Here is a 24,542-nt window from a genome sequence, read left to right as displayed (position 1 = left end):
GGGGAATGCCCCTGCGACGCCCTCTGCGCCGCCCCACCCTGCGGCAGGCCGCAACGGGCGCCTGGGCCGGCACGATGACGTCGGCGTCCGCAGGAGCAGCCCGGGGGCGGTCACCACAAGGAGCTGTCGCCGTCCAGCTGGGCCTTGGCCGCCGCCACCACCTCGACCGGCGGCTCGGGCGCCTGGTCGGGGTGCTTGGCCGCCCAGGCGGCCGCGTACGGACAGAGCGGAACCACGGGCACGCCCTCGGCGGCGGCGATCCCGTAGAAGGTCCTCACGAGCCCCCCGGCGATGCCCCGGCCCTCGTGGCCCGGCTCGACGACGGTGTGCACCGCCACCAGGGCGTGGGGCGCCTCGGCGAGCACGAAGTAGGCGACGAACCCGACCACCGTCCCGTCCTCGGCCGCCAGCAGCCGTCCGGCCTCGCGGGCGTCCTCGAACTCGACCGCCACGATCCGACTCCTCTCAGATCAGACAGCCACCGCGTGGGGGCTGCGCTCCTGATCCGTGCCCGGCACCGGGGCGGAGGCGTCCGCGCCCAGCTCGACGATCCGGTTGTCCGCGTCCACGTGCACGACCCGGGGCGTGAGCGCCCGCGCCTCGGCGTCCTCGACCTGTGCGTAGCTGATGAGGATGACCAGGTCACCGGGGTGCACGAGGTGGGCGGCGGCGCCGTTGATCCCGATGACCCCGGACCCGCGCTCCCCCTCGATGACATAGGTCTCGAGCCGGGCCCCGTTGGTGATGTCCACGATGTGGACGAGCTCCCCGGGCAGCAGATCGGCCGCGTCCAGCAGATCGGCGTCGATGGTCACGGACCCGACGTAGTTCAGGTCGGCCTGGGTGACCGTAGCCCGGTGGATCTTGGACTTGAACATGGTACGAAGCATGAGGAAACTCCCGATTTGTCTGCTCCCTGCCTGCTCAGCGCAGGTCAAGGGCGTTCTCCGCAGGCTACAACCATTCGCATGTTCGGTCAGCTTTCCCCGAGTCTTTCTGGACTCGTGCTGACCGTTCGCTGACCTTCCCGACGCGCCGTCGGGCCGACGGGGCAGCTCTCCCCCCGCCACCGCCGGTAGGCGAAGACAGGCTCTACTCGACGTTACGCGGGCTCGCCGGGGGCGGACTGCGTCTCTAGCACGTCTTCGATGGCCGCTACGGCGGCCAAGAGACGGCGGTGCCACCCGTGTCGAGAGCCCCGCCCGCTTCAGACCGTGCTGGAGTGGGCCGCGCATGTGCTTCTCGCACATAGAGGGTGTCGCTGTCAGTGGTGTTGTGCATGATCGGCGTGTCAGGTCTCCGCGGAGGTGGGAAAGCGCCATGCCGATCACAAACCAGCAGGTAGAGGGACACGCGTTCCTGCGGCAGATGTACGACGACTCGTACTTCCCTGATCGCGTAGTCGACCGGGGGAAGGCGATCCTGCTGCGGCTGTGCGAGCGAATTGAGGCCGAGCAGCCGTCGGATCTGAGGACCTTGTATGCGCTCACCCAGGCTGCGACGGAGGAGTTCAACCTGCTGGACAGGGAGTTCGTGGCGGCCGGGAGCGGGATCGAGACGGCTGCGCGTGAGTGGATCTGTGACGAGTTTTGCTTCGTCGCGTCGGCATACGGCTTCACGGACGCGGATGCGGAGGTGCTGACCGCTGGCCGGGACTGGTGAACGAAGACGGGAAAGCCACCTCCGATCAGAGGCATGCGTTGAGGGCTGCGACCAGGACGGTCGCCTCGTAGCGGACGGCGAGCTTGTCGTAGCGCGTGGCGACAGCGCACGCCGGCTCGGTCAGCTGCCGCCGTGACCAGGTCGCACCGGCCGGCTCCGACGTCCCCCATCCGACCGGCGGAGGGCCCCGCCTGTCAGCGCCTGCCAGGTGGCTTCCAGCGCGCCGCCGAGAACGAGGTCCGCCGCGGGACGGTGCAGGGTGCGGAAGGAGACGATGAGCTGACGCTCGCCGGGCGGCAGTGTGGCGGGGTGACGATCTGCAGGGACCGGTCGCTCTCCACGGTGGCCCGCAGGGCTTCGGAGAGCCAGCTCGTCATGGGGACGACCGGGCGGTCTTGGAGGACGACCGCGGCCGTCTCGGTGAGCATGTCGACGGCCGGCTGGGCGGCCGCGGGGGCCGGTACGGCAGTGATGCCCGAGACATCGACCGGGCGGGCCGCGACGACGGTGCCGGGGCGTCCGGCGGCCAGACCCGGCCGCCCAGCAGCATGGTCAGACGGGCCGCAGGCTCCCGCAAGCTGCTCGGCCGGGGGAACCCCCGCGGCGGCGCGGGCCTCGACCCACCACGCCGGGCCGTCGCCCGACGGCTCGGCGCCAGGCCCCAGGTGCCGGGCCACCTCGCCCGGCACCTGGAGCATCAGGGGGCCTCGATCGAGACGATCGTTCACCCTCGACAGCAGCACGCACCATGAATACCGGCGGATCATGGCGCTTGCGTTCAGTTGTGCCGGCCTTGCCGCTGCCACTCCGCTCCTCTGCGAGGCTGCCGTCGGACAGGTCCTACGCCACTGGACCACCCCGCGGGAAACCCGGCGCACATCAACTCGGAAATCTGCGTCTCCGATCGCGAACTGATCTACTGCAATGGCGGCAGCGGCACCATCGTCATGATCGACCTGGACGACTTCGCCACCCACCGGATCATCGACGAATGCCCCGGCCTGCCCGCCCAGCTCCTCGCCGGACGACAATCGTTCGCCAGGTGGCCGACGCCTTCACCGCGGCTCACCGGAGCAGGTGGGGGGTCTCCGGCACCTTGGAACCATCCGCATGTTCGGGCGGGTCCCGCCCAAGCCAGAGGGTGTTCACGGACGCGATCGTCCCACCGATCGAGTTCTCGTCGGCCCTGGCCACCAGGCGGCGCCACGCCCCTCTTCCAGTCGGGCCGGATACGAGGACGGCGGTATGCGCGGGGGCCGTCGTCAGGGGTTCCGGGCACGGATGACCACCAGCTCTTCCCGCTCCTCGGCCCCGCTCGCCAGGCCTTGCCGCTCCAGCCAGACCCGCCGCGAGCGCAGGACCGGGCCCCAGGGAACGCACGCCGTGGCCGTGACCTGGCCGGACAGCCCTGCCGCGGTCAGCCGGTCCAGGGTCGCCTCGGCCCCGCACATGCCGGAGTGCACCATCAGCAGGGCGCCGCCGGGACGCAGCCGAGCGGAAGCGGTGGCGCAGATCCGGTCGATCACCAGACGCCCGTCCGGGCCCGCGTCCCAGGCGCGCTGCGGCCCACGCGAGGGCAACCGCCCGCCCGGGGCGGGGACGTACGGCGGGTTCGCCACGATCAGGTCGAAGCGTTGGCCGGTGGTGCGGGCCGCGAAGTCGCCGTGCAGGACGCGCAGGGGAAGCCGGTGGAGCAGGGCGTTCATGCGCGCTGACGCGACGGCCGCCCAGGAGACGTCGACCGCCGTGACCGTGGCACCTCTGCGAGCGGCGTGCAGAGCCAGTGCGCCGGTCCCGGTGCCGATTTCGAGGACGCTGGTGCGGGGCCCCAGGTCCTCGCCGGCGAGGACCTCGGCGAGCAGGTGGGTGTCCGCCTGCGGGCGGTAGACACCCGGCAGGGCGACCAGGCGGCCGGGGAGGGTGACCGAGGTCAGTGCCGTGCTGGACATCGCGTACCTCCGGGAGTCGCGGCGCCCGTACAGGCCGCTCCATGGACGTCACACGGCGGCTGCCCCGAGCAGGCCGCCCCGCAGTCCGGCGATCTTCGGAGCATCCAACGTAACCCGGAAGGGGAACCCTCGCTCCTCGCACGGATCCGCTACGCCGTCCGGCGGACCGGCGGCACGGGTCGGAGATGGCCGTGGCTACCGCCGGGCGTAGGTGAAACCGGTCGGCGGTGCCCGTCCAGCCAGGCGCGCGGCTGATCGGCGACCTGGTCGGCTCGCAGGTCCGGTACGAGCCTGAACACCAGGTCGCACCGGCCTGGGCCGGAGTGAGCGTGCGGGATTTCTTGCGCCGCGCCGGATTTCCCTGGGGGGACGACGTGGACATCGAGGAGCCCGGCCTCTTCCGGTGGGAAGGCGGGGAGCCCGGCCCCTCAGGACCGGCCGCCCGCGGCCTCCAGGCAGCAGTGGAGCGGATGCGGCAGGGCTCGTTTCGTCGTCCGCTCCCCCGGAGCGGACGCGGCTCGTCACCCGGCAGATCCACGACGCGGATCAGCGCCTGGGTGAAGCCGCGCCGCCCCTGTGGGCAGCCAGAGCCCCGCCGCGGGGCCGCTCGTGCGCCCTACGCGGGAGGACGCTGTGCGCCGGGCTCCCCGCGCACCTCGGCGGCGGTGTCCCGTCCTACCTGGCGCAGTTCGTCGGCGGTTTCCTGTCCTGCGTCCTGCGCGTGCCCGGTCGTGGTGGACACGGCCTCCTGAGCCGTGTCCTTCACCGTTCCCACGGCCTCGGCGACCGGTTCCCTCAGCTCTTCCCGGACCTCCTCGGCGGCTTGGAGGGCGGTCTGCTTGACGGGTTCCAGCAGCTCGTCCGAGTGCTCCCGCAGCTGCCGTCCCGCGTTCTCCTCGACCTCGGTGGTCGGCAGGAGGGCGGCCGCGAGCATGCCGGCGCCGAAGGCCATGAGGCCGGCGGCCAGGGGGCTGCCCTGGGTGTGTCGCTTGATCTGGGCGGGGGTCTGCTGGAGGCCCTCCTGTACGGTGCCGCCCACTTCCTTGGCCGCGCCGGTGAGGCTGTCCGCAGTCTGGTGCAGGCTCTCGGAGGTACCGTGCGCAGCATCGTGTGCCGTGCCCATCACGCGCTCCTTCACTCCGGTGACCCGGTGGCGCATCGAGTCGACCTTGCGCTGGGCCACCTTGCTCGGGGTCATCCTGTCCGCCAGCATGTTGACGTTGTGCGCCAAGTGCGCGCGCCGGTACTCCACGTCCTTGGTCAGCTCGTCGGGTGTCGCGCCCATCGGGCATCCTCCTTCAAGGTCTCCACGGTCTGTTCCGGCTTGAGGTTGACGGTGCGCAGGCGCTTTCGCCCGGCCGCGTACAGCACCCCGCCCACCACGGCCCACAGGACGGTGACGATCAGGGCGGCCCATGCCGGGTCCATCACGTTGGCCAGGGCGAAGACCAGGGTCAGGCTGCCGAACAGCAGCGCCACGTGCCCCGCGTAACCGGCCCCGCCCAACATGCCGACCGCTTTGCCCGCCTTCGCGGACTCCTGCTTGATCTCGGCCTTGGCCAGTTCGATCTCGTCTCGGACCAGCTGCGACAGATCCTGGCCGATCTCACCGATCAGATCACCGATGGACGGCTCGGAGGCGGGCGGTCCTGGGGGCGGAGCGGGCGCGGCCGGTCGGTCGTAGGAGGAGAGAGCCATACTCAGATCCCTCCCCCGGGCTGCGCGGGGCCGCCGTAGGGCGGGGAGCTCGCCGGCGGGTAGGTCGGCGGCGCCGGGGTGACGTGCGGCGGCTGCGACTGCCCGTAGGTGTCGAGGGGGTCCTCGTAACCGGCCGGGAGACCGCTCTGCGCAGGGCGGGGACGTGCCCCTGCCGCCGGGTCGTCCGAACGCGTGGGCGGCCTGTCGATCATGGCGGGAGCAGCGGCGCCGCGGTCCTCCGAGGAGCCGCCTGAGGCATCGGACGAGGTGGCCGCGCTGACGCCCTTGCCGGCTCGCGCGACGACGAAGCCTGCCAGCGCCGCGCCCGCGAGGAAGACGCCCGGGCGACGGCGCGCGAAACCCTGCAGGTCGCTGATCAGCCCGTCGGGCCCACGCTTCTCGACGTGGGCGGCCATCTGATGGCCACCGTCGGCTATCTGCCGGGCGACTCCTGCCATGGTGGAGTCGGGCTTGCCGTTCTCGCCCAGTTCCCGCAGCTCCTGCGAGAGGCGGCGCACGTTCTCCGCCAGCCGCTGGGTCTGGGTCTCGGCCTGACCGGTCAGCTGAGTACGGAGTTGTCCGACGAGATCCCGGGCCTGCGCGGTGGCCTCGCCGACCACGTTGGCCGCCTGCTCCTTTGCCGTACCGCCCACTTCGGCGGCCTTGGCCCCGACCAGCGACGCACCCTCACCGGCCTTGTCCTGAACAGTGTGTGCTACCGCCGTCGTCCTGCTCTCGTCCTGGCGGCTCGCATCCTGGAAGTCACTCAAGGCTCCTCCTGGTGAATGGCGTTTCAACGTTGCAGAGGGCGCCTGCCCTCCTTTCGACGCCTCACCCCCGTGCGGACGCCCGAATGCCCGCCTGCCCCGGTCTGCCCGGCCCCAGGCGCATGGGTATGCGCGGCGGGCGGGAGGGCAGACGGGCCGTATGGCCGTTTTCGTCGGCACCTCCGGATGGCAGTACCGGGACTGGTCGGGCGTTCTGTATCCGCCGGACCGGCCACAACGGCTGTGGCTGGAGGAGTACACACGGCACTTCCCCACCGTCGAACTCAACAACGCCTTCTATCGGCTGCCGTCGCCCGAGACGTTCACGCGATGGCGCGCACGGACCCCGCCCGGGTTCGTCATGGCCGTCAAGGCGAGCCGTTTCCTGACGCACGTCAAACGCCTCCGTGACCCGGCGGAGCCGGTCCAGCGGCTGATGGAGCACGCCGCTCCCCTGGGCGACCGGCTCGGTCCGGTCCTGCTCCAGCTGCCGCCCACGCTGCGCGCCGACCCTGCCGCGCTCGACGCCTGCCTCGCCTGCTTCCCCGTCGGCGTTCGCGTCGCCGTCGAACCGCGGCACGAGTCGTGGTGGACGGCGGAAGTACGCTCCGTCCTCGTCGGCCGCGGCGCCGCCCTGTGCTGGGCCGACCGCCGGTCGCGGCCCGTGACACCGCTGTGGCGGACGGCGGACTGGGGCTACGTACGCTTCCACGAAGGCCGTTCCCGGCCGGCGCCCCGGTACGGCCGAGCGGCCCTGCGGAGTTGGGCCGACCGGATCGCGGACACCTGGCCCCCGGACGCGGACGTCTTCGCCTACTTCAACAACGACGCCGGCGGCGCGGCCGTTGCGGACGCACGGTCATTCGGCCGTTTGACGGCCGGACCGCCGCCCTGAGGGCACGGGCGCGGCGTGGGCCGGCCTCGCGGGGGCTCGGCCGGCTGGGTCAGGTGCCCTTTGCCTCCAGGAACTTCCGCAGCTTCGTCAGCGGCCAGGTGTTGACGACGTCGTCCGTGGTCAGCCAGCCGCGCTGGGCCGTCGCCACGCCGTAGCGCATGTACGGCAGGTGGGTGGTGGCGTGGGCGTCGGAGTTCACGGCGAACTTCACGCCGTACCGCTTCGCGCGCAGGATGTCCTCGTCGCACAGGTCGAGCCGCTCGGGGTGCGCGTTGATCTCCAGCACGGTGCCCGTCCGCGCGCAGGCCTCGAAGACGGCGTCGAAGTCGGCGTCGATGCCCGGGCGTTTGCCGATCCGGCGCGTCGTGGGGTGGCCGATGACGGCGACGTGCGGGTTCTCGCAGGCGCGGACCAGGCGGCGGGTGAGCTCCTGCCGGCTCTGGTTGAAATGCGAGTGGACGGAGGCCACGCACAGGTCGAACTCCGCGAGGAAGTCGTCGGGCCAGTCCAGGGTGCCGTCCGGGCCGATGTTGAGCTCGGTGCCGTGCAGCAGCCGCATCCGCTTGTGCGCGCCGTCCAGGGCGCGCACCCGCTCGCGCTGGGCGAGGATCTTCTCGCTGGTCATCCGCTGCATGGACAGGTTCGGGGCGTGGTCGGTGACCGCGTAGTACGCGTAGCCGCGGGCGGCAGCGGCGGCGACCATGTCCTCCAGCGGGGCCAGCCCGTCGGTGAGGTCGGTGTGGGTGTGCAGATCGCCCCGGATGTCGTTCTCCGCGAGCAGGTCGGGGAGTTCGCCGCGCAGCCCGGCCGCGATCTCGCCGCGGTCCTCGCGCAGGGTCGGCGGTATCCACGGCAGCCCGAGCCTGGCGTAGACCGCCTCCTCCGTCTCGGAGGTGATGCTCTCGCCGCTCTCGGCGTCGAAGAGCCCGTACTCGGAGAGCTTGAGGCCCTGGCGCACCGCCAGTTCGCGCGTGCGGATGTTGTGCGCCTTGGAGCCGGTGAAGTACTGCAGTCCGGCGCCCCAGGAGGCCGGCGGGAGCACCCGCAGGTCCACCTGGAGGCCCGTGGCCGTCCGTACCGAGGTCTTCTTCTCCCCGTGCGCGATGACCTCGATCGTCTGCGGGTGGGCGGTGAGGGCCTCCATGAACGGGGCCGACCGGCGGGCCGCCACCAGGATGTCGATGTCGCCGATCGTCTCCCGCATCCGGCGCAGGGACCCCGCGTACGTGCACCGGACGCAGCCGCGGACCGCCGAGAGCTCGGCGACGAGCTGCTCGGCCACGTCCATGGCCGCACTGACGAGGATGCGGCCCTCGCCGGCCTTCCGCAGCACCGCGATGCCGTGCAGGATGTTGTCCTCGGTGCGCTCGCCGAAGCCCTTCAGATCGCGCAGCCGCTCCTGCCGGATGGCCTCGACCAGCTGGTCGACGGAGCTGATGCCCAGCTCCTCGTACAGCAGCATGGCCTTGCGGGGGCCGAGCCCCGGGATCGCGACCAGCTCGCGCACTCCGGGCGGCACGGACGCCCGGGCCTCGTCGACGACGGGCATGCGGCCGGTGCGCAGGTACTCCAGGATCTTGTCGGCCAGCGACCTGCCCACGTTCGGGATCTCGCGCAGGCCCTTGGCGTCGAGGACCGAGACGTCCTGCGGGTAGCCCCCGACGGCGCGGGCGGCCTTCTCGTAGGCGCGGGCCTTGAAGGCCTCCCCGCCTCGGATCGCGATGAGGTCGGCGTACTCCCGCAGGAGCGCCTCGACCTCGTCGTTGGCTCGGGCCATGTCTCCAGGGTGCCCCCGCGTGCCCCGGGTGGGCACGCGGGGGCACCTGCTTCCTGTTCACCCGTAACCGATCGGCCGCCGCCGGGGTTGGCAGAGAGGCCTTCGAGCGGCCGCCGATCCGAAGGAAGCTGGCATGGCGCAGGAGCACACGACGTCCCTCCGATTGCGCCTCCGGTACCGGTTCGACCATCTGGTGGCGGGCGGAACCACCGCGCTGATCGGCTGGCTGGGCCTGGCCTGCCTGGCCGTGGTGGTCCCGGCGAGCACGGTCCTGGTGTGGTCCGACCGGTCGGCCCCGGCCACCCTCGCCGGACGGCTCACGGCGGTGTGGGTCAGCGTCGGGCAGACGCTCAAGATCGGGGGCGCGGTCGGCTCCCCCGTCTACGTCCTGGCATCGGTGACGCTCGCGCTCGTCGCCCTGCTGTTCGTGTCGACGCTGGTCAGCCTGATCACCACCGGCATCAACCGGCGGATCATGTCGCTGCGGCTCGGCCACTCCACCGTGCTGGAAGCGGGCCACACGGTCGTCCTGGGCTGGTCCGACCAGATCTTCCCGGTGGCCGGGGAGCTGGTGGCCGCCAACGCCAACCAGCGCCGCTCCGCCATCGCCGTCCTCGCCCCGAAGGACAAGGTGGAGATGGAGGAGGAGATCGCCACGCGCCTTCCGGACCGGGGCAGGACCCGGATCATCTGCCGCAACGGCAGCACCACCGACCCCGCCGAGCTGGCCCGGGTGAGTCCGCGGACGGCGAAGGCCGTGCTCGTGCTGCCGCCCGGCGGGCGGACCGGCGACGCCCACGTGGTGAAGACCCTGCTCGCCCTCAACGCCGCGGTCCCCGAGGCCGGTCGTGGCGCGGTGGTGGTGGCCGCCGTCCGGGACAGCCGCCACCACGCCACCGCCAGGCTGGCCGCCGGGCCGGACGGGCACGTCCTGTGCGTCGACGACATCATCGCCCGGCTCCTCGTACAGACCGCCCGCCGGCCGGGCCTGTCCCTCGTCTACCAGGAACTGCTGGACTTCGCGGGCGACGAGTTCTACACCGCCCCCGCCGACGGGCTCGCCGGGCGCACCTTCGGCGAGGCCCTGCTGTCGTTCGCCACGTCCTCCGTGGTCGGTCTGGTGCGCGCCGACGGGGGCGTCGCCCTCAATCCGCTGCCGGGCACGACGATCGGCACGGGCGACCGGCTCATCGTCCTGTCCCGGGACGACGACACGGCCGTACCGGCGGACGTGTCCGCCCTCGTGGACGAGGACGCGATCGTCACGGCCCCGCCCGCGGCCGCCCTGGCCGAGCGGGTGCTCCTGCTCGGCTGGAACCGCCGGGCCCCGTTCGTCGTGGACCAGCTCGACCAGTACGTGAGCCCCGGGAGCTGCCTCGACGTGGTGGCTCTGGACGACGGGGACGCCCGCGGCGGCACCGCGGCGGCCCGGCGCAACCTCGATGTCGTCTTCCACGGCGGCGACATCACCGACCCCCGTGTCCTGGCCAAGCTGGACGTGCCGTCGTACGACAGCGTGATCGTCGTCGGCGAGGTGGATCCGGGGGCCGCGGGCGCGGCCGCGGCGGGCGGCGCCGCCGAGCCCGCCTACAGCGAGGAGGCCCTGGCGGACGACAGGACGCTGGTGACGCTGCTGCACCTGCGGGCCATCGCGGAGGCCGCGCGGCGGGAACTCGTCCTCACCACCGAGATGTCCGACGACGGCAACCGGCTCCTCGCACCCGCCCGGGAGGGCGCCGACTTCATCGTGAGCGGCCGGCTGATCAGCCTCCTGATGACCCAGATCTCGGAGAGCCGCTACCTCGCCGACGTCTTCGAGGAGCTCTTCGACGCGGAGGGCAGCGAGTTCCACCTCAAACCGGCCTCGGACTACGTCCGGGCCGACCGCGAGGTCCCCTTCGCCACCCTCGTGGAGGCGGCGCGCCGCCGGGGCGAATGCGCGGTCGGCTACCGGCTGCGCGCCGGGGCGGGGACGGGTCCCGGCCACGGGCTGCGGATCAACCCCGACAAGCGGGAACGGGTCCGGCTCACCGGGGAGGACTGGCTCATCGTGCTCGCCGAAAGCTGACGGCGAGGGCGGTGCGGCGGCCGCGGCGGCTCGGGACGCCGCCGCGGCCGCGGCCGCTCACAGCGCCAGGTGGACCTCCAGAGCGGTCCGCACCGCGGATTCCAGGGCACCTTCGATCCACGCGGGCTTGATGGAGGTGTGGCACCCGGCGAAGTGCAGGTTCCCCTCGGACGCGCGGACGTGCGGGAACAGTTCGGTGTGCTGGCCGGGCAGCAGCACGGAGGCCTCACCGTAGGCGTACGGGTCCCGCATCCAGGACTGGGTGCGGCCGACGCCGGTGTAGAACACCTCGATCCGCTGTCCGAACACCTCCTGGACACCGGCCAGGGCGCGCGGGTAGCGCTCTTCGTCGTCCAGGGAGTCCCACTTCAGGGCGTCGTCCGACCAGCTGTAGGAGGCGAGGACCACACCGCCTGCGCTGCCCTCCACCGGGTAGGAGGGCTGGAACATGAAGCGGTTGGGGTTGTCGGTCGCCGAACCGCCGCCGATGACGCCGGCGGCCTCCGGCTGGTCGCGGGTGACCGGACGGCAGGCGGCGTAATGGGCGCGCTGCGCGTCGGAGATCCGGCCCTTGGGCACCGAGGGGTGGGCGCCCAGCAGGCCCCCGGCCTCCGGGGTCTGCGCGGTCTGGTACTTGCGGTACAGGCCGGGCTGGACGGCCTCCAGCTCGCGCTTCCAGTCGGCCTCGTCGAACTCCCACCAGCGGCGGCTGAATTCGAGCAGCACCTTGGTGGCGGCGTCGTAGTGCAGTTCGGTGACCGCGCGCCGCTTGCCGTACGAGAGGGCCGGCGTGACCGGGATGTGGCGCAGTCCGGAGAAGGGGACGGTGATGATCGCGGTGTCGGCGGTGAAGGTCTCACGGCGCACCGGGCTGCCGCCGCGGCCCTCGGAGACGGTGTCCACGGTGACCTTGCCCTCGCCGTGGGTGATCCGGGTGGCGCGGCGGTCGAGCCGTACCAGGTCCTTGACCCGGTCGTAGAGCGCGTCGACCAGGGTGGCGGTGCCGTCGGGCAGTTCGAAGAAGGCGGTGTCCGGGCTGATCAGGGAGGCGCCGATGAAGCTGTGCACGAAGGCGAGGTGCAGCCGGGAGGTGAGGTTCTCGACCGTTCCGATCAGGTCGACGGTCCGCTCGTCGAGCTCCGCCACCTCGGTCAGGTAGCGGTACATCGACATGTGGCCGTAGCGCTGGATGACGCGGGCCCAGCCCTCGACGAGCTCCCTGTCCTTCTTGCCCTCGATCTCCTTGCGCACGGGGGCGAAGGCGCCCCGCACGATCTGCGCGGCGGGGACGGACTCGTAGGCCGCCGGGACTCCGAAGGAGCGGTTGACCGCCTGCGGGCTGCGGGCGTAGTCCGCCCGGCGCACGCGGACGCCGTTGACGAAGATCCACGTGCGGTAGGCGGGGCGGCCGGCCCCGTCGACGTCCACCAGGTGGAAGCGCCTGCGCTTGAGGCCGAGGCTGTCGATCAGCCCCGTGACCAGCGGGTGGCTGTCGGGGATGCGCATGGCGCCGGCTTCGGCGTACTGCTTGGGGTCCGCGAAGGGCGCGGCGGCCTTCTCGTGGCCGCCGGTGCGGAAGGTCTTGATGCGGCCGCCAACCCGGTTGGCGTTGGCCTCGACGACGGTGACCTGGTGCCCGGCCTCGCGCAGGAGGTGGGCGGCGGTGAGTCCGGCGGGCCCGGCGCCGACGACCAGCACCTTCTTGCCGGGGCGGCGGGAGCGGGGCAGGCCGTTCTTGAGGAGGATGTCCGCGTAACGCGGCACCAGGGGCTGGTCGTCGTCGTCCCGTACGAGGATGGCCCGGGCGATGGTCAGGCAGGTCTCCCAGTCGGGGCGCGCGGAGCCGGACGGTGTCTGCGGGGTCCCGGCGGAGGCGGCCGCGACGGAGAGGGCGCCGGCTCCGGCGACCGCGCCGGCGATGACGGTACGGCGGGAGGGGCGGCGGGCGGGCGCCGGGGCGCCCTCGGCCGGGGAGCCGGAGGCGGGGGGCGGGTCGATGATCATGGGTCAACTCTTGCGGCCCGCCGGAGGCTTGAGCACCGAAAAGCGTCCGTACGGGGAACAACCACCCGGACGTGGGGCGCGGAGCGGCCGACGCTGACGAACGGGGTTTCGAACCCGGCGCCGCCACCGCCGCCCGGTGCTCGGGGGCGGGGACGCGGCCGGTCAGTACCGTGCAGGCGAGCGCGACGGACCACAGCCGGGAGGCCGTCCCCTCCGGGCAGCACGCAGCGCGGCAAGATATCAGTCCTCCGGGGGCTTGCCCGGATGTTTATCCAATGGTGATGGTCCGCCGACAGGCCACGGCCCGTGGCACTAGCGTCCCGTGACACCCCGGGAATGCGGGTGTGCAACGCACGGCGCGTGCGGACCCTCCGACCCCGCTGCCCCTCCCGGCCCACGGACCTAGGAGGCACTGTGCTGTCATTCGGGCGGCGTTCCATCAGCAGGTTTTCGGTGGCCACGAGATACACGATCGGCAGCGGCTTCGTCATCACCGCACTCGCCGTCACGCTGATCGCGCTGCTGATCCCCGTGGAGAAGTTCGGTACGCAGGCCTCGGCCTCGGCCGGACCACCGGCAGCCGAGGACGACGGCGCCGGGATCATGAGCACGGCGTACGGGCCGCTGACCCCCGCGGACCGGGACTTCGTGCGCAAGGTACGGCTCGCCGGCCTGTGGGAACTGCCCGCCGGACGGCAGGCCCAGCAGCGCGGGACGCGCGCCACGGTGCGCACGGCCGGCGAGCACCTCGTGGAGGGCCACACCGAGCTGGACCGGCAGGTGATCCAGGTGGGCCAGGCCCTCGGGGTCGACCTGCCCAACCAGCCGTCCGCGCAGCAGCGGGGATGGCTGGACCAGCTGACCCGGGCCCAAGGGGAGGAGTACGAGCGGCTGTTCATCCAGCTGCTGCGCCGAGCGCACGGCAAGGTGTTCGCGCTGCTGGCCCAGATACGGGCGCAGACCCGCAACTCCATGGTCCGCACCCTGGCCACGTCCGCCAACGCCACGGTCCTGGACCACATCACGGTCCTCGAGGACAGCGGGCTGGTCGACTTCGACGCGCTCAACGTCCCCGACGGGACCCCTGCTCCGTCCGATGTCCGACCGACGAAGTGAAGTGAAGTGATCGCATGAGTGAAAAGGGCCATAAACGCCCCCGGGTGACGAACAAACTGCTGGCCGTGGTCTGCGCGCTGGTCCTGGGCGGCGGCGCAGTCGCCGTCGTGGCGGGCAGCGCCAACGCGGGCCAGGACGGCCGCCTCGACTCGGCCGGGGAGACACAGGTGACCGCCACCATCGACTGCCCCGACGTCGGTGACCGGCTGACCTCCGTACCCAACCAGGCCCGGACCGAGGTCGACGAGGGCCTCGCCCAGCTGGACGTCCAGGTCGCCGACGCCTACCGGCGGCTCGCCGCGGGCGAGGCCCGGGGCGAGGAGCTCATCGGCGGGCTCAGGCAGCAGCGCGAGCAGACCATCGGCCGCATGTCCGACGCGATAGCCCGCTCCGCGGCCCGCCCCGAGGAGCTGAAAGACCTGAGCGGCTGCGAGGTGAAGCAGGCGGACGCGCAGGACGACGCCGGGGCCGACGCCCAGGCGGCCGATGCGGGCACCGCCCGGAGCACCGGCGGCAAGGGCGGCCCGGCGCGGAGCGACTTCGTCGCCATCGGCAAGGTACGGCCGAACGTACGCACTCCCGCGGCCGCGGCCGGGGCCTCCACGGGGTCCTTCAGCTCGCAGTGCGGACGCAACGAGAACGGCCACTTCAACCCCGACAACGTGATCGTCGCCCCCGGTGTCTCCAACGGCGCCCACCACATGCACGACTACGTGGGCAACGAGTCCACCGACGCCTTCTCCACCAACGACAGCCTGGCCGCCGCCGACACCACCTGCGCCAACGGCGATCTGTCCAGCTACTACTGGCCCGTGCTGCGGCTGCGCGACGGCAAGGCGGAGCGGGACGCGCAGGCGCCCGGCGGCGGCCAGGACGGGAACGTGGGCACGATCCTGCAACCCAAGCAGGTGTCGATCACCTTCAAGGGCAGCCCCGCCGGCAAGGTCAAGGCCATGCCGCGCTTCCTGCGGATCATCACCGGGGACGCCAAGGCCTTCACCAACGGCACGGCCAATGCCAACGCCTCGTGGAGCTGCACCGGTTTCGAGAACCGCCAGTTGAAGGACAAGTACCCGATCTGCCCCAAGGGCAGCGACGTGGTGCGCACCTTCACCTTCCAGAGCTGCTGGGACGGCCGCAACACCGACAGCGCCAACCACCGCACCCACGTGGCCTTCGCGAACGGCGACGGCCGCTGCCCCAGGGGCTTCAGCGCCATTCCGCAGCTGGTGCAGCGGATCACGTACGGGGTCGCGCCGGGTGCGCGGTTCGCCGTGGACAGCTTTCCCGAGCAGCTCCACAAACCGGTGACCGACCACGGCGACTTCATCAACGTGATGGACGACCGCCTGATGAACACCGCGGTGGACTGCATCAACAGGGGGCGCAGCTGCCGCTGACGCGGCGGGCGCGTGAACTCCACGAACGCCACGAACGCCACGAATCCCACGAACTCCCGGACGGGGTGCGGCTCCTCCCCCCTCGCACCGCGCCCCGTCCGGGAAAGGTGTTGGCCCGAAGCCGACTTCGGGCCAACGCCGCACACGTGCGCCCAGCCGGTTCCGGCACCTGACGCACCTGACCCTGCGAGGAGTGCCATGTCCGCCTCTCGTGCGTCCGAGGACGACCCGGAGCATCCGGCCGCCCCCTCGGACGGAGAACTGACCGGGCGGCTGAAGAGCGGGTACGGGACGGGCACCGCGGACGCCGCCGTGTGCGACCTCCTCTACCGGCGCCACCGGCGGGCCGCCCTCGCGTACGCGCGCACCTGCTGCCGGACCCCGCAGGACGCCGAGGACCTCGTCTCGGAGGCCTTCGCCCGGACCCTGCAGGCCGTCCGCTCCGGCGCGGGGCCCCGGGGTCCGTGGCGCGCGTACCTGCTGGCCGTCGTCCGCCACACGGCCATGCAGTGGCGCGACGGCGACGGCAGGACGCTCCTGACACCGGACTTCGACACCTGGTGCCCGCAGGCCGCGGCGGGCGGCGATCCGCAGCGCCGGCTGCTGGCGGGTGAGGACCGGCGGCTGCTGGCCCGCTCCTTCCAGACCCTGCCCGCCCGCTGGCGGGCCGTCCTGTGGCAGACCCTCGTCGAGGAGGACCCGCCCCACGAGATCGCGGCGCGGCTGGGCATCACCCCGAGTGCGGTGACCTCGCTGGCCTTCCGGGCCCGGGAAGGGTTGCGCGAGGCGTACCTGCTCGCCCATGTGGACACCGCGTCCGACGGACGGTGCGGCCACTACAGCCACATGCTCGGTTCGGCGGTACGGCGCAGCGGCAGGCGGCAGCCGCGCGCCCTCGCCCGCCACCTGGCGGCGTGCGAGGACTGCGCACGGTCGTACGAGGAGCTGCTGGACCTCAACTCGGCCCTGCCGGGCGCGGTGCCCGCCGCTTCGTGAGCGCGGCCGGCCCGGCCCCCGCGGTTCCGGGGGCCGGGCCGGCCGGTGTTCCGCCTCGGCCGTCTCACAGCCCGTTGACGCGGGCCATCCGTCCGACCAGCGGGGTGAAGTCCGCCGTGACCACGCGCGCCGTCCTGCGCCCCACCTGCGAGTGCATGCGACGCACCTGGGCCATCAGCCGGCGGCTGCGCAGGGCCATCTCCAGTTCGAACCGGGTGCGGGGGTCGCGCAGTCCGGGCCCGAAGAGCTTCTCCAGCTGGCGCATGCGGTAGCGCACGGTCTGCGGGTGCACGCTCAGGGCCTTGGCGGCCTCGGGTGCGCCGCCGCCCTCCAGCCAGGCGAGGAGGGTCACCTCCAGCCGTTCGCTCTGGCGCGGGGTCAGGTCCGCCAGCGGCCTGAGCCAGCGGGCGGCCAGCGCGTGGGCCAGGGGCTCGTCCTGGAGCAGCAGCAGGGTCGAGAGGTGGTCGTCGACGAAGACGGGGCGGGCGTCCAGGCCCGCGCGGACGGGGGTCAGCGCGAGCAGGCGCAGGGCCCAGCGCAGGGAGGACGCGGTGTCCCGCAGGGGTACCGCGTGGCCGACGGCCGCGAAGCGTCCGCGCAAGGGGAGTTCGAGCGGGGCCCGGGTGTCGGGATCGGGGCTCGGGACGAGCAGGCAGGGGCGGCCCGCGAAGGTCCCGGCGAGGGCGTCGTCCAGGACGGCCGCCAGTTGCTGCGCCTCGCCGGGTACGGCCGGCGCGATGGCCCGTACGGCCACCGGGAGGGGCCAGCCGGCCGCCTCGGCGAGTTCGGCGAGGGAGGTGCCGGAGGGGTCCCGGTCATCGGTGAGGGCCTTGAAGAGGTCCTGTCGCGCGCGGTCGGCGCCGGGCCCGAGGGGCTGCCTGCCGTGGCGGCCGCCGTCCTGCGCGTCCTCCTGCCGGTCGCGGTGGGTGTCGTGGCCGCTGTCGCGGTGGCCGTCGTGGCCGCTGTCGCGGTGGTTGTCGTGGCCACTGTCGCGGTGGTTGTCGTGGCCGCTGTCGCGGTGGTTGTCGTGGCCGCTGTCGCGGTGGTTGTCGTGGCTGTTCTCGCGGTGGGCGTCGTGGCCGCTCTCGCGATGGCCGTCGTCGCGGCTGTCGCGGTGCCGGTCGTGGTCCCTTCCGGCGACGACCTCCAGGGCCGCGTGCTGGTGTCCCCGTTCGGTGTCGGCGGGCAAGCCGGCCGGCTGCCGCGGGGGGTGGTCCTGCTCCTGGCCCGGGGGGCAGCCGCGGGGGTCGCGGTAGCCGAGTGCGGTGAGAAGGGCTTCTTCCACCCGTTGTCTGAGCAGTTCGTCATCGATGGCATCGTTGTCATCGATAAGGGCGGAAAATTCCGGAATTCCATGCAGAAGCTCCTCCACTATCTCGGCGGCCAATGCGGGGAGTTCCCGTCGAAGGACGCGGGTCCACTCGCCGCGGGGGCGGGACCAGATGCGGTTCAGAAGTTCGCACATCGTTTCCTCGTTCATGCCGGGGTGAGGCCTGTCCGGTAGCGGAGGACAGGCCCGCCGAGGTTGCCCCTCGCGCCAACGTCCGTGTCTGACACGAGAGTTGTGGCCCCTCGTACTCCCTCCTGGAGGGGTCCGACCCCATTCGGTCCCGCGGTTTTGCCGTGATTTTGCCGTCGGGGACGCGTAGGCGGCGGGCGGCGCGGTGGCCAGTCGCAACCTCCGCTGGAGGGGAATCTTCCGGTGTTGTTCGATGCCCCGGAGACGCGGTCGCGAGAAATTATCACGTTTCGATAAATCCTGTGGAGGCGCCGTGTGGCTCCACGATGCTTCTGCACTCCGGCCCTAGCTCCTCGGCCGGCGCGGGGATTTCACAGCGCTGCCGGGCACGAGCGACAACGACCCCCGGGTACCGAGCGCCGAGGTGGAGCGCTCGGGGCCCAGGCGCACAGGAGATCTGGATGCCCCTGTCTCAGCCGTATCTACGCCGCTCGCACCGGGCCCGCCGCAGGAGCCGTCATCCGGCCACGGCCCCGGCCGTCCTCGCGGCACTCGCCTCCCTCATCGTGGTGGTCCGCGCGGACGCCCTGACCCGCCTGTGGGACTTCCTCGACTTCGGGGCGGGCGTGCTCTCGCTCGTCTCGCTCACCGCCACCGTCCTGTGGGGGCTGGTGGCCACCGACCGGGTGCTGCTCGGACCGGGCCACCGACTGCTCGCCCAAGGCGCGCACCGCGGACTGGCGGTGGCCGGTCTGGGCTTCCTGGCCCTGCACGTCTGGGTCAAGGTCGCGGAGGCACAGACGACCGCGGCCGCCGCGGTGCTGCCCTTCGCGGACGCCGAGCGGCCCGTCCTCATCGGGCTCGGCACGCTGGCCGGCTACCTCTTCGTGACCGTGGCGGTTTCCGGGGCGGTGCGCAGCGTGTTCGCGACCAAGAGCCGCTCCCTGTGGTGGCGGGCCCTGCACTTCGGCGCCTATCCGGCCTGGGGCGCCTCCCTGGTGCACGGTCTCAAGGCGGGCCGCCCGGGCGGCGCCTGGGTGACGGCGGCGTACGCACTCTGCCTGATCGGTGTCGCCGGGGTGCTGGTGTTCCGGGTGAAGTCCCGGGCCCGTGACGCACGTTCGCGGCCCACTGCCGTGCCGGGGCCCCGTCCGGGCACGGGCCCGGGTGCGGGCACCGGGCCCCGCCGCGGCGTCGGTCCGGCCTCGGGCGCCGGCTCGGACCGCTCGGGCGCCGGCGGCGCGACGCCGCCGCTCGCACCCCGCGGGCGGCCGCCGCTGCCGCGGCCGGGCCCCCGGTCCTTCGCGACGGCCGGCCGGCGAACGCGGATGTACGGCGAGCAGCCGGCCGCCGCGGAGCGGTGGCTGTGACCGGCGACCCGCGCCCCGGCCTCGGCTGTGTGGGCGCCCCCAGGCTGCTGGCCGGGCTCGACCGGATCCCCCGGCTCGACCGCTCGGCCCATCTCACGGCGCACGGCACGCTGCCCCGCTACCGCCCGGACGAGCTCATCGGGCTGGCCGACGACATCGACCTGCGGGGCCGGGGCGGGGCGGGTTTCCCGTTCGCACGGAAACTGCGGGCCGTCACCCGCTCGGCCCGGGGCCGGGACGCGCCCACCGCCGTGGTCGTCAACGGCAGCGAGGGCGAGCCGAGTTGCCTCAAGGACACCGCGCTGCTGCTGCACGCCCCGCACCTGGTGCTCGACGGAGCCCTGCTGGCCGCGGCGGCGCTCGGCGCGGACGACGTCGTGGTGGCCGTCACCCGGGAGGACGTGGAGCAGTCGGTGCGCGACGCCGTGGCCGAACGCGGCCCGGCCGGGCGCCGGGTGCGGGTGGCGCGGCTTCCCGAACGCTTCGTCACCGGCGAGGGGACGGCCCTCGTCAGCGGCTTGAACGGCGGAGCCGTGCTGCCGTCCGGCCAGAAGGTGCGCACCAGCGAACGGGGGCTGGGCGGGGTGCCCACGCTGCTGTCGAACACGGAGACCTACGCCCAGCTAGGCGTCGCCGCGCGGCTGGGCGCGCCGGAGTACCGCTCCGCCGGGCTGCCGGGCGAGCCGGGCACGGTCCTGCTGACGGTGGCCGGCTCCACGGTGGTCGAGACGCCGACCGGCGCCTCGCTGGCGTACGTCCTGGAGCTGTGCGGTACGGATCCCGGGCAGGGCGTCCTGGTCGGCGGCTACCACGGCAGATGGCTGGACCCGGTGGCCGCGCGTTCGGCGCTGGTGTCCCGGCAGTCGCTGGCGGGCTTCGGGGCGGTGCTGGGGGCGGGGGCGGTGCTGCCGCTGCCCGAGGACACCTGCCCGGCCGGCGAGGTCGCGCGGGTGACCCGGTGGATGGCCAAGGAGTCGGCGGGCCAGTGCGGGCCCTGCGTGCGGGGGTTGCCCGCACTGGCCGACGTACTGGACGACGTCCTGCGCGGCGGGGGCGGCGAGGCCCTGGAGGCGGTGGAGGCGCGTATGACGGCGGTCCGGGGGCGCGGTGCGTGCAGCCATCCCGACGGCACCTCGCACTTCGTCGCCTCGGCCCTGGCCGCCTTCCCCGACGAGTTCCACGACCACGCCTTCGGCGGCGGGTGCGGCCGCCGGGTGCTGGGCGCGCTGCCGCTGCCGCGTGACGAGAGTCCCGAACGGCTCGTCGTGGACTGGACGTTGTGCAAGGGGCACGGGCTGTGCGTCGACATCCTCCCCGATGTCGTGCGGCTCGACGCGGACGGCTATCCGGCCAAGGCGTCCATGCCGGTTCCCGCGCGGCTGCGGCCGAAGGCGCTGCGTGCGGTCCGGCGCTGCCCGGCGCTGGCACTGCGCATCCAGGACTGAGCCGGTGCACGTGTGCGGCCCGTCCCCCGGTTCATTTCTTGGCGCGATCCGACAAATTCCCCGGGGATTGTGTCTGCGCCGCTCCCGGCCCCGTATCAATTACGGCAGGGACGAACGGAAATCGCTGGACCGGACCTGAAGGAGAGATCGTGAAGAAAATGCGTCGTGAGATATTCGCCGGGTCGGCGGCGGCCGCGGTACTGCTGCTGACCGCCGGATGCGGACTCGCCGAGAAACCGCCGGGACAGGGGAATGCGGTACAGCCGGCGGGTGACAGCAAGAAGATCGGGTCCGTGTACGGGGCGGACGGCGGGGACGGCGCGTACGGGTCGGGCTCGGGCGCGGATCCCGCCTACGGGGACGGCGGCTCCGGCGCCGACCCGGCGGGTGGCGCCGCGAAGAACGGCCCGGCCGGTCAGCTGAAGGTGGCCGAGCTCCCGGAGCTGGGCGCCGCGGTCACCGACAGCGAGGGCTTCACGCTCTACCGGTTCGACAAGGACACGCCCAAGCCCCCCAAGTCCGCCTGCGAAGGGGACTGCGCCACGGCGTGGCCCGCTGTCGCGGCCGATGACGTCACCGCAGGTGAGGGGATAGACGCGGGCCTGCTCGGCTCGGTCGCCAGGGCCGACGGCACCCGGCAGCTGACGCTGGCGGGCTGGCCCGTGTACCGCTACGCGAAGGACGCAAAGCCGGGGGACGCGCTCGGCGAGGGCGTGGGCGGGACCTGGCACGCGCTGGGCGCGGACGGGAAGCCGGCCGCCGCCGCGAAGGCTCCGGCGCAGGGCGCGGGCGAGGAGCCCGGCGCCGGGGCGGGCGGCGGGGCCGAACTGTCCGTCGCGCGGAATCCGATGCTCGGCGGCATCCTCGCGGACGCGGAGGGCCGCACGCTCTACCGCTTCGACAAGGACAGCGCCTGGCCGATGAAGATCGGCTGCCTCGATGCCTGCCTGGACACCTGGAAGCCCGCCAAGCCGGTGGACAAGTCGAAGCTGTCGGGAATTGCCGCCGAACTGGTCGGCTCCGTGAAGCGTCCCGACGGTTCGGAACAATTGACGATCGACTGCTGGCCGGCCTATACGTTCACCGGGGACAAGGAGCCCGGCGATATCACCGGGCACAACAAGCAGGGCCTCTGGTTCGCCATGACCGACAAGGGAAAGAAGGCGAAGGCGGCGCACTAGGAAAGGCCCTTCGGACCCGTGGTGCCCGGCCCCCTCCCACCCGGGCACCACGGCCGCTCCCCCGTCAGCCCATGAGGAAGCGAGAGCAGCCATGCCGCCGTCGACCGCCCGTTCGTACCGCCGTGTTCCGCGTGCCGCAGCCGTGGCGGTCGCCGCCCTGTGCGCCGTGCCGGCGGCCGGCGGCTGCGCCGGAAGCCCTGCCGCGTCGCACGGCGCGCATGCCCGGGAGAGCCGGGAGCCGTCCGCCTCGATCGAGGAGATCGCCGCCGCCGTCGGCTGCACCGCCCATGTGGACGTCCAGGCCGACGAGTTGCGCGAGGGCGGCTGCCAGACGGGTGAGGGCGCCTACCGCATGGTCACCTTCGCCGCCGACGAGGGGCAGCGGTCCTGGCTGGCCGAGGCGCGGATGTACGGCGGCACCTACCTGGTGGGAGGCCGGTGGGTGGTCACCGCGCCGTCGGAGCAGGCCCTGACCGCCCTGCGCGGCCGGATCGGCGGCGATCTCGAAGCCGGCGACTCCCACGGCGGCGGCCACCACTGACCGGTCCGGCCCGCGTGCACCGGCGGCGTGTCGGCCAGTTGTCCGGATATCGGCTCGTTCGTGAGACGCACATGCCCCGGCCTTCGGGATGATTCGCCCCGCCTCCCCGTACAACAGGGTGAGCGAGTAAGCGACTTCACCGAAAGGAACGGCAACCCGTGCGCATGAAACGCCTCGCACCGCTGCTCGCCACCGCCGGACTCATCGCGTCCACCGTGCCCCTGCTGACCGCGACCCAGGTCTCGGCCGCCTCGGCGCCGGAGTACCTGAACCAGAAGCCCTCCTGGCACCGGTGCAGCCCGGACCAGCCGGCCTCGTACGAGTGCGCCACCCTCAAGGTGCCGCTCGACTACCGGCGCCCCCAGGGCTCCACGATCGACCTCGCGATATCCCGGGTGAAGAGCGAGAACCCCGCCAAGCGGCACGGCGTCATGCTCCTCAACCCCGGGGGCCCGGGCGGGGGCGGGCTCGACCTGCCGCTGGCGATGGGCGGGGTGATGTCCCAGGAGGTACGGGACCAGTTCGACCTCATCGGCTTCGATCCGCGCGGCGTCGGCGCGAGCAGCCCGATCAGCTGCGGCCTCACCGACACCGAGCAGAACTTCGACCGGCCGTACCGGCCCGAGACGTACCCCTCCGACGTGACGTGGGCGCGTACGGTCGCCGACAAGTGCCGTGAGAAGGCCGGCGCCGTCCTGCCGCACATCACCACCCGCAACACGGCTCGCGACATGGACACGATCCGCGCGGTGCTGGGCGAGCGCAAGCTCTCCTACCTGGGCTACTCCTACGGGACCTACCTCGGCTCGGTCTACTCGCAGATGTTCCCGGACCGGACCGACCGCTTCGTGCTGGACAGCGGCGTGGACCCGCAGCGGATCTGGCGCGGCATGATCCAGGTGTGGGCGACCGAGGCCGAGCCCGCCTTCGCGCGGTGGACGGGCTGGGCGGCCGAGCGTTCGGCCGAGTACGGGCTCGGCGACACCCCGAAGGCGGTGTCCGACACCTTCTGGGGCCTGGTGGAGCGCGCCGACCGGGATCCGATCGACTTCGAGGGGCAGAAGGTCGACGGGGACCTGATCCGGTCCGCGCGCGGAATGTTCTTCTACCCGGGGCAGGCCAGCCCGCTGATCGCCGCGCTCAAGGCGGCGGCCGAGGGCAAGCCGCAGCCGGCGGGGCCGGCCGCGGCCGACCTGAAGCGGCTGCTCACCGGTGAGCGGGCGGCGGCCGAGCCCGTGTCGGACAACGGCACCGCGGTGTTCTGGGCCGTGGTGTGCGGGGACACCGGCAACTGGCCCCGCTACACCGAGCAGTACGAGCGGGACGCGGCGAAGGACAAGGTGAAGTACCCGCTGTACGGGGACTTCGCGTCCAACATCAAGCCGTGTGCCTTCTGGGACCGGCCGGTCGAGGCGGCCACCCCGATGAAGAAGCGGGCGAACGTGCTGACGGTCCAGAACGAGTGGGACTCGCAGACCCCGCTGACCAGCGGCGAGGGCATGCACCGCGCGCTCAAGGGCTCGCGGATGGTGCTGGTGGCCGGCGGTGAGGGCCACGGGGTGTACCTCACCGACCCCGCCTCCTGCGCCGACGCCCAGGTCAACTCGTACCTGACGACGGGCCGGCTGCCCGCCGAGGACGTGACCTGCCAGAGCCCGGCGGCCGCCGGACAGCGCGGCTCCGCGGCGCCGTCCAAGCGGCTGCCGATCCCGGCCGGCCCCGGCCGGTTCTGACCCGCTCCGTGACGGCGGCCTGACCGCTACCGCTTGAGGGACGCCTCCGCGGCCGCCTTGATACGGCGGCCGAACGCGGGGGCGTCCTTGCGCGCGGCGCCGACGGCGAAGCCCACGAGCGGCGTGCCGCCCCCTCCCGGCAGCACGCGGCCGCCGGTGGTGTCAGGGGTGCGTCAAGAGCGGCCCCGCCCCCGTATGGAGCCCGTCAAAGTGGCTCAAGGCCCGGGTGAAGAGGCGGTTGTCTCGTTATCGGCCGACCCGCTTGGCCGATACGTCTCTTCCCTCTTCACTCAGGAGTTCGCGATGGCCGATCCGGCCTTCGTCGTCACCACGATCGCGGTGTTCGCGCTCGTGGCTCTCGTCGCCCGGGGGGTGACCAAGCTGTGACCGCCGAAACCATCGTCGGCCTGGTCGTGGCCGTCTCCCTGCTGGGATACCTCGTCCTCGCCCTGGTGTACCCGGAGAGGTTCTGAGCGCCGAC

General features: G+C 72.7%; 24 protein-coding genes and 1 pseudogene. 13 read left to right on the top strand and 12 right to left on the bottom strand.

Annotated elements, in window-relative coordinates; all coding sequences use genetic code 11:
• Window positions 1-110: 110 nt before the first annotated feature.
• Window positions 111-455, bottom strand: coding sequence for a GNAT family N-acetyltransferase (locus BGK67_RS28900; protein WP_069922827.1), 345 nt, complete (start codon window positions 453-455; stop codon window positions 111-113).
• Between the two features lie 15 nt (window positions 456-470).
• Window positions 471-890 carry an aspartate 1-decarboxylase gene (gene panD, locus BGK67_RS28895; RefSeq protein ID WP_069922826.1) on the bottom strand — a complete coding sequence of 140 codons (420 nt, stop codon included), beginning with the start codon at window positions 888-890 and terminating at the stop codon, window positions 471-473.
• Window positions 891-1,320: 430 nt separating this feature from the next.
• Between panD and BGK67_RS28890 the strand changes: the two genes are divergently transcribed.
• Window positions 1,321-1,662, top strand: coding sequence for a DUF5713 family protein (locus BGK67_RS28890; RefSeq protein WP_069922825.1), 342 nt, complete (start codon window positions 1,321-1,323; stop codon window positions 1,660-1,662).
• 25 nt (window positions 1,663-1,687) lie between these two features.
• Here the strand turns inward: BGK67_RS28890 and BGK67_RS40245 are convergent, their stop codons facing one another.
• From BGK67_RS40245 to BGK67_RS28865, 6 genes are all read right to left on the bottom strand, one after another.
• On the bottom strand, window positions 1,688-1,870 hold the full coding sequence (locus BGK67_RS40245; RefSeq protein WP_279628736.1) for a DUF6177 family protein: 183 nt from the start codon (window positions 1,868-1,870) through the stop codon (window positions 1,688-1,690).
• Window positions 1,783-2,031 (bottom strand): DUF6177 family protein, encoded by a 249-nt coding sequence (locus tag BGK67_RS41025; protein ID WP_347878458.1) that lies wholly within the window; start codon window positions 2,029-2,031, stop codon window positions 1,783-1,785. Before BGK67_RS41025 ends, BGK67_RS40245 begins: the two co-directional genes overlap by 88 nt.
• Before the next feature lie 893 nt (window positions 2,032-2,924).
• Window positions 2,925-3,611, bottom strand: coding sequence for a HemK2/MTQ2 family protein methyltransferase (locus BGK67_RS28880; RefSeq protein WP_069922823.1), 687 nt, complete (start codon window positions 3,609-3,611; stop codon window positions 2,925-2,927).
• A 616-nt stretch (window positions 3,612-4,227) separates the two neighbouring features.
• Complete coding sequence (locus BGK67_RS28875; protein WP_069922822.1) at window positions 4,228-4,896, bottom strand: DUF3618 domain-containing protein; 669 nt, start codon at window positions 4,894-4,896, stop codon at window positions 4,228-4,230.
• On the bottom strand, window positions 4,872-5,309 hold the full coding sequence (locus BGK67_RS28870; protein ID WP_069922821.1) for a phage holin family protein: 438 nt from the start codon (window positions 5,307-5,309) through the stop codon (window positions 4,872-4,874). Before BGK67_RS28870 ends, BGK67_RS28875 begins: the two co-directional genes overlap by 25 nt.
• Window positions 5,310-5,311: 2 nt before the next feature.
• Window positions 5,312-6,079: a hypothetical protein gene (locus tag BGK67_RS28865; protein WP_069922820.1), complete on the bottom strand. Its 768-nt coding sequence runs from the start codon at window positions 6,077-6,079 to the stop codon at window positions 5,312-5,314.
• Window positions 6,080-6,236: 157 nt separating this feature from the next.
• Here BGK67_RS28865 and BGK67_RS28860 point away from each other — a divergent pair, with 157 nt between their 5' ends.
• Window positions 6,237-6,971: a DUF72 domain-containing protein gene (locus BGK67_RS28860; protein ID WP_069922819.1), complete on the top strand. Its 735-nt coding sequence runs from the start codon at window positions 6,237-6,239 to the stop codon at window positions 6,969-6,971.
• A 49-nt stretch (window positions 6,972-7,020) separates the two neighbouring features.
• Here BGK67_RS28860 and polX read toward each other — a convergent pair whose 3' ends face one another.
• On the bottom strand, window positions 7,021-8,748 hold the full coding sequence (gene polX, locus BGK67_RS28855; protein WP_069922818.1) for a DNA polymerase/3'-5' exonuclease PolX: 1,728 nt from the start codon (window positions 8,746-8,748) through the stop codon (window positions 7,021-7,023).
• Between the two features lie 133 nt (window positions 8,749-8,881).
• On the opposite strand from polX, the gene BGK67_RS28850 reads away from it, so the two are divergent.
• On the top strand, window positions 8,882-10,816 hold the full coding sequence (locus tag BGK67_RS28850; RefSeq protein WP_069922817.1) for a CASTOR/POLLUX-related putative ion channel: 1,935 nt from the start codon (window positions 8,882-8,884) through the stop codon (window positions 10,814-10,816).
• A gap of 57 nt (window positions 10,817-10,873) precedes the next feature.
• On the opposite strand, the gene BGK67_RS28845 is transcribed toward BGK67_RS28850, so the two are convergent.
• The gene (locus tag BGK67_RS28845) at window positions 10,874-12,820 is read right to left on the bottom strand and encodes a flavin monoamine oxidase family protein (protein WP_069922816.1); all 1,947 of its coding nucleotides are present in this window, start codon (window positions 12,818-12,820) and stop codon (window positions 10,874-10,876) included.
• A 453-nt stretch (window positions 12,821-13,273) separates the two neighbouring features.
• On the opposite strand from BGK67_RS28845, the gene BGK67_RS28840 reads away from it, so the two are divergent.
• The 3 genes from BGK67_RS28840 (at window position 13,274) to BGK67_RS28830 (ending at window position 16,332) form a co-directional block, all read left to right on the top strand.
• Window positions 13,274-13,936 carry a DUF4142 domain-containing protein gene (locus BGK67_RS28840; RefSeq protein WP_244291345.1) on the top strand — a complete coding sequence of 221 codons (663 nt, stop codon included), beginning with the start codon at window positions 13,274-13,276 and terminating at the stop codon, window positions 13,934-13,936.
• A 14-nt stretch (window positions 13,937-13,950) separates the two neighbouring features.
• Window positions 13,951-15,336, top strand: coding sequence for a DUF1996 domain-containing protein (locus BGK67_RS28835; RefSeq protein WP_069922814.1), 1,386 nt, complete (start codon window positions 13,951-13,953; stop codon window positions 15,334-15,336).
• Window positions 15,337-15,534: 198 nt separating this feature from the next.
• A complete protein-coding gene (locus BGK67_RS28830) occupies window positions 15,535-16,332 on the top strand; it encodes an RNA polymerase sigma factor (RefSeq protein WP_069922813.1) in 798 nt (265 codons plus the stop codon).
• Window positions 16,333-16,396: 64 nt separating this feature from the next.
• Here BGK67_RS28830 and BGK67_RS40795 read toward each other — a convergent pair whose 3' ends face one another.
• On the bottom strand, window positions 16,397-17,797 hold the full coding sequence (locus BGK67_RS40795) for a PucR family transcriptional regulator (RefSeq protein WP_079154680.1): 1,401 nt from the start codon (window positions 17,795-17,797) through the stop codon (window positions 16,397-16,399).
• A gap of 455 nt (window positions 17,798-18,252) precedes the next feature.
• On the opposite strand from BGK67_RS40795, the gene BGK67_RS37800 reads away from it, so the two are divergent.
• The 5 genes from BGK67_RS37800 to BGK67_RS28800 all read left to right on the top strand — a co-directional run bounded on the left by BGK67_RS37800 (window position 18,253) and on the right by BGK67_RS28800 (window position 24,061).
• The gene (locus tag BGK67_RS37800) at window positions 18,253-19,161 is read left to right on the top strand and encodes a hypothetical protein (protein WP_069922812.1); all 909 of its coding nucleotides are present in this window, start codon (window positions 18,253-18,255) and stop codon (window positions 19,159-19,161) included.
• On the top strand, window positions 19,158-20,606 hold the full coding sequence (locus BGK67_RS28815) for an NADH-quinone oxidoreductase subunit NuoF family protein (protein WP_244291344.1): 1,449 nt from the start codon (window positions 19,158-19,160) through the stop codon (window positions 20,604-20,606). Before BGK67_RS37800 ends, BGK67_RS28815 begins: the two co-directional genes overlap by 4 nt.
• 158 nt (window positions 20,607-20,764) lie before the next feature.
• On the top strand, window positions 20,765-21,787 hold the full coding sequence (locus BGK67_RS28810) for an SCO0930 family lipoprotein (protein WP_069922810.1): 1,023 nt from the start codon (window positions 20,765-20,767) through the stop codon (window positions 21,785-21,787).
• Window positions 21,788-21,878: 91 nt separating this feature from the next.
• Window positions 21,879-22,328, top strand: coding sequence for a hypothetical protein (locus BGK67_RS28805; RefSeq protein ID WP_079154425.1), 450 nt, complete (start codon window positions 21,879-21,881; stop codon window positions 22,326-22,328).
• Window positions 22,329-22,492: 164 nt separating this feature from the next.
• Entirely contained in the window at window positions 22,493-24,061 is a 1,569-nt protein-coding gene (locus tag BGK67_RS28800; protein ID WP_069922809.1) for an alpha/beta hydrolase, read from the top strand.
• A gap of 26 nt (window positions 24,062-24,087) precedes the next feature.
• Here the strand turns inward: BGK67_RS28800 and BGK67_RS37795 are convergent.
• Window positions 24,088-24,207 (bottom strand): annotated as a pseudogene (locus BGK67_RS37795) (SRPBCC family protein); the annotation flags it as partial.
• Between the two features lie 64 nt (window positions 24,208-24,271).
• Between BGK67_RS37795 and BGK67_RS36620 the strand changes: the two are divergent.
• The gene (locus BGK67_RS36620) at window positions 24,272-24,448 is read left to right on the top strand and encodes a hypothetical protein (RefSeq protein ID WP_244291343.1); all 177 of its coding nucleotides are present in this window, start codon (window positions 24,272-24,274) and stop codon (window positions 24,446-24,448) included.
• On the top strand, window positions 24,445-24,534 hold the full coding sequence (gene kdpF, locus BGK67_RS28795) for a K(+)-transporting ATPase subunit F (protein WP_069922808.1): 90 nt from the start codon (window positions 24,445-24,447) through the stop codon (window positions 24,532-24,534). The genes BGK67_RS36620 and kdpF overlap by 4 nt, the downstream gene beginning before the upstream one ends.
• The last annotated feature ends 8 nt before the right edge of the window (window positions 24,535-24,542 follow it).

This window comes from Streptomyces subrutilus, from assembly GCF_001746425.1.
GTDB classification, from domain to species: domain Bacteria; phylum Actinomycetota; class Actinomycetes; order Streptomycetales; family Streptomycetaceae; genus Streptomyces; species Streptomyces subrutilus_A.
This window is presented reverse-complemented; position numbering and strand designations above follow the sequence as displayed.

What these genes read in the sequence shown, in the direction of transcription:
- panD (WP_069922826.1), bottom strand. Translation starts at nt 890, where the DNA reads ATGCTTCGTACCATGTTCAAGTCCAAGATCCACCGGGCTACGGTCACC.
- BGK67_RS28890 (WP_069922825.1), top strand. Translation starts at nt 1,321, where the DNA reads ATGCCGATCACAAACCAGCAGGTAGAGGGACACGCGTTCCTGCGGCAG.
- BGK67_RS28880 (WP_069922823.1), bottom strand. Translation starts at nt 3,611, where the DNA reads ATGTCCAGCACGGCACTGACCTCGGTCACCCTCCCCGGCCGCCTGGTC.
- BGK67_RS28875 (WP_069922822.1), bottom strand. Translation starts at nt 4,896, where the DNA reads ATGGGCGCGACACCCGACGAGCTGACCAAGGACGTGGAGTACCGGCGC.
- BGK67_RS28870 (WP_069922821.1), bottom strand. Translation starts at nt 5,309, where the DNA reads ATGGCTCTCTCCTCCTACGACCGACCGGCCGCGCCCGCTCCGCCCCCA.
- BGK67_RS28860 (WP_069922819.1), top strand. Translation starts at nt 6,237, where the DNA reads ATGGCCGTTTTCGTCGGCACCTCCGGATGGCAGTACCGGGACTGGTCG.
- polX (WP_069922818.1), bottom strand. Translation starts at nt 8,748, where the DNA reads ATGGCCCGAGCCAACGACGAGGTCGAGGCGCTCCTGCGGGAGTACGCC.
- BGK67_RS28850 (WP_069922817.1), top strand. Translation starts at nt 8,882, where the DNA reads ATGGCGCAGGAGCACACGACGTCCCTCCGATTGCGCCTCCGGTACCGG.
- BGK67_RS28845 (WP_069922816.1), bottom strand. Translation starts at nt 12,820, where the DNA reads ATGATCATCGACCCGCCCCCCGCCTCCGGCTCCCCGGCCGAGGGCGCC.
- BGK67_RS28835 (WP_069922814.1), top strand. Translation starts at nt 13,951, where the DNA reads ATGAGTGAAAAGGGCCATAAACGCCCCCGGGTGACGAACAAACTGCTG.
- BGK67_RS28830 (WP_069922813.1), top strand. Translation starts at nt 15,535, where the DNA reads ATGTCCGCCTCTCGTGCGTCCGAGGACGACCCGGAGCATCCGGCCGCC.
- BGK67_RS40795 (WP_079154680.1), bottom strand. Translation starts at nt 17,797, where the DNA reads ATGTGCGAACTTCTGAACCGCATCTGGTCCCGCCCCCGCGGCGAGTGG.
- BGK67_RS37800 (WP_069922812.1), top strand. Translation starts at nt 18,253, where the DNA reads ATGCCCCTGTCTCAGCCGTATCTACGCCGCTCGCACCGGGCCCGCCGC.
- BGK67_RS28810 (WP_069922810.1), top strand. Translation starts at nt 20,765, where the DNA reads ATGCGTCGTGAGATATTCGCCGGGTCGGCGGCGGCCGCGGTACTGCTG.
- BGK67_RS28805 (WP_079154425.1), top strand. Translation starts at nt 21,879, where the DNA reads ATGCCGCCGTCGACCGCCCGTTCGTACCGCCGTGTTCCGCGTGCCGCA.
- BGK67_RS28800 (WP_069922809.1), top strand. Translation starts at nt 22,493, where the DNA reads ATGAAACGCCTCGCACCGCTGCTCGCCACCGCCGGACTCATCGCGTCC.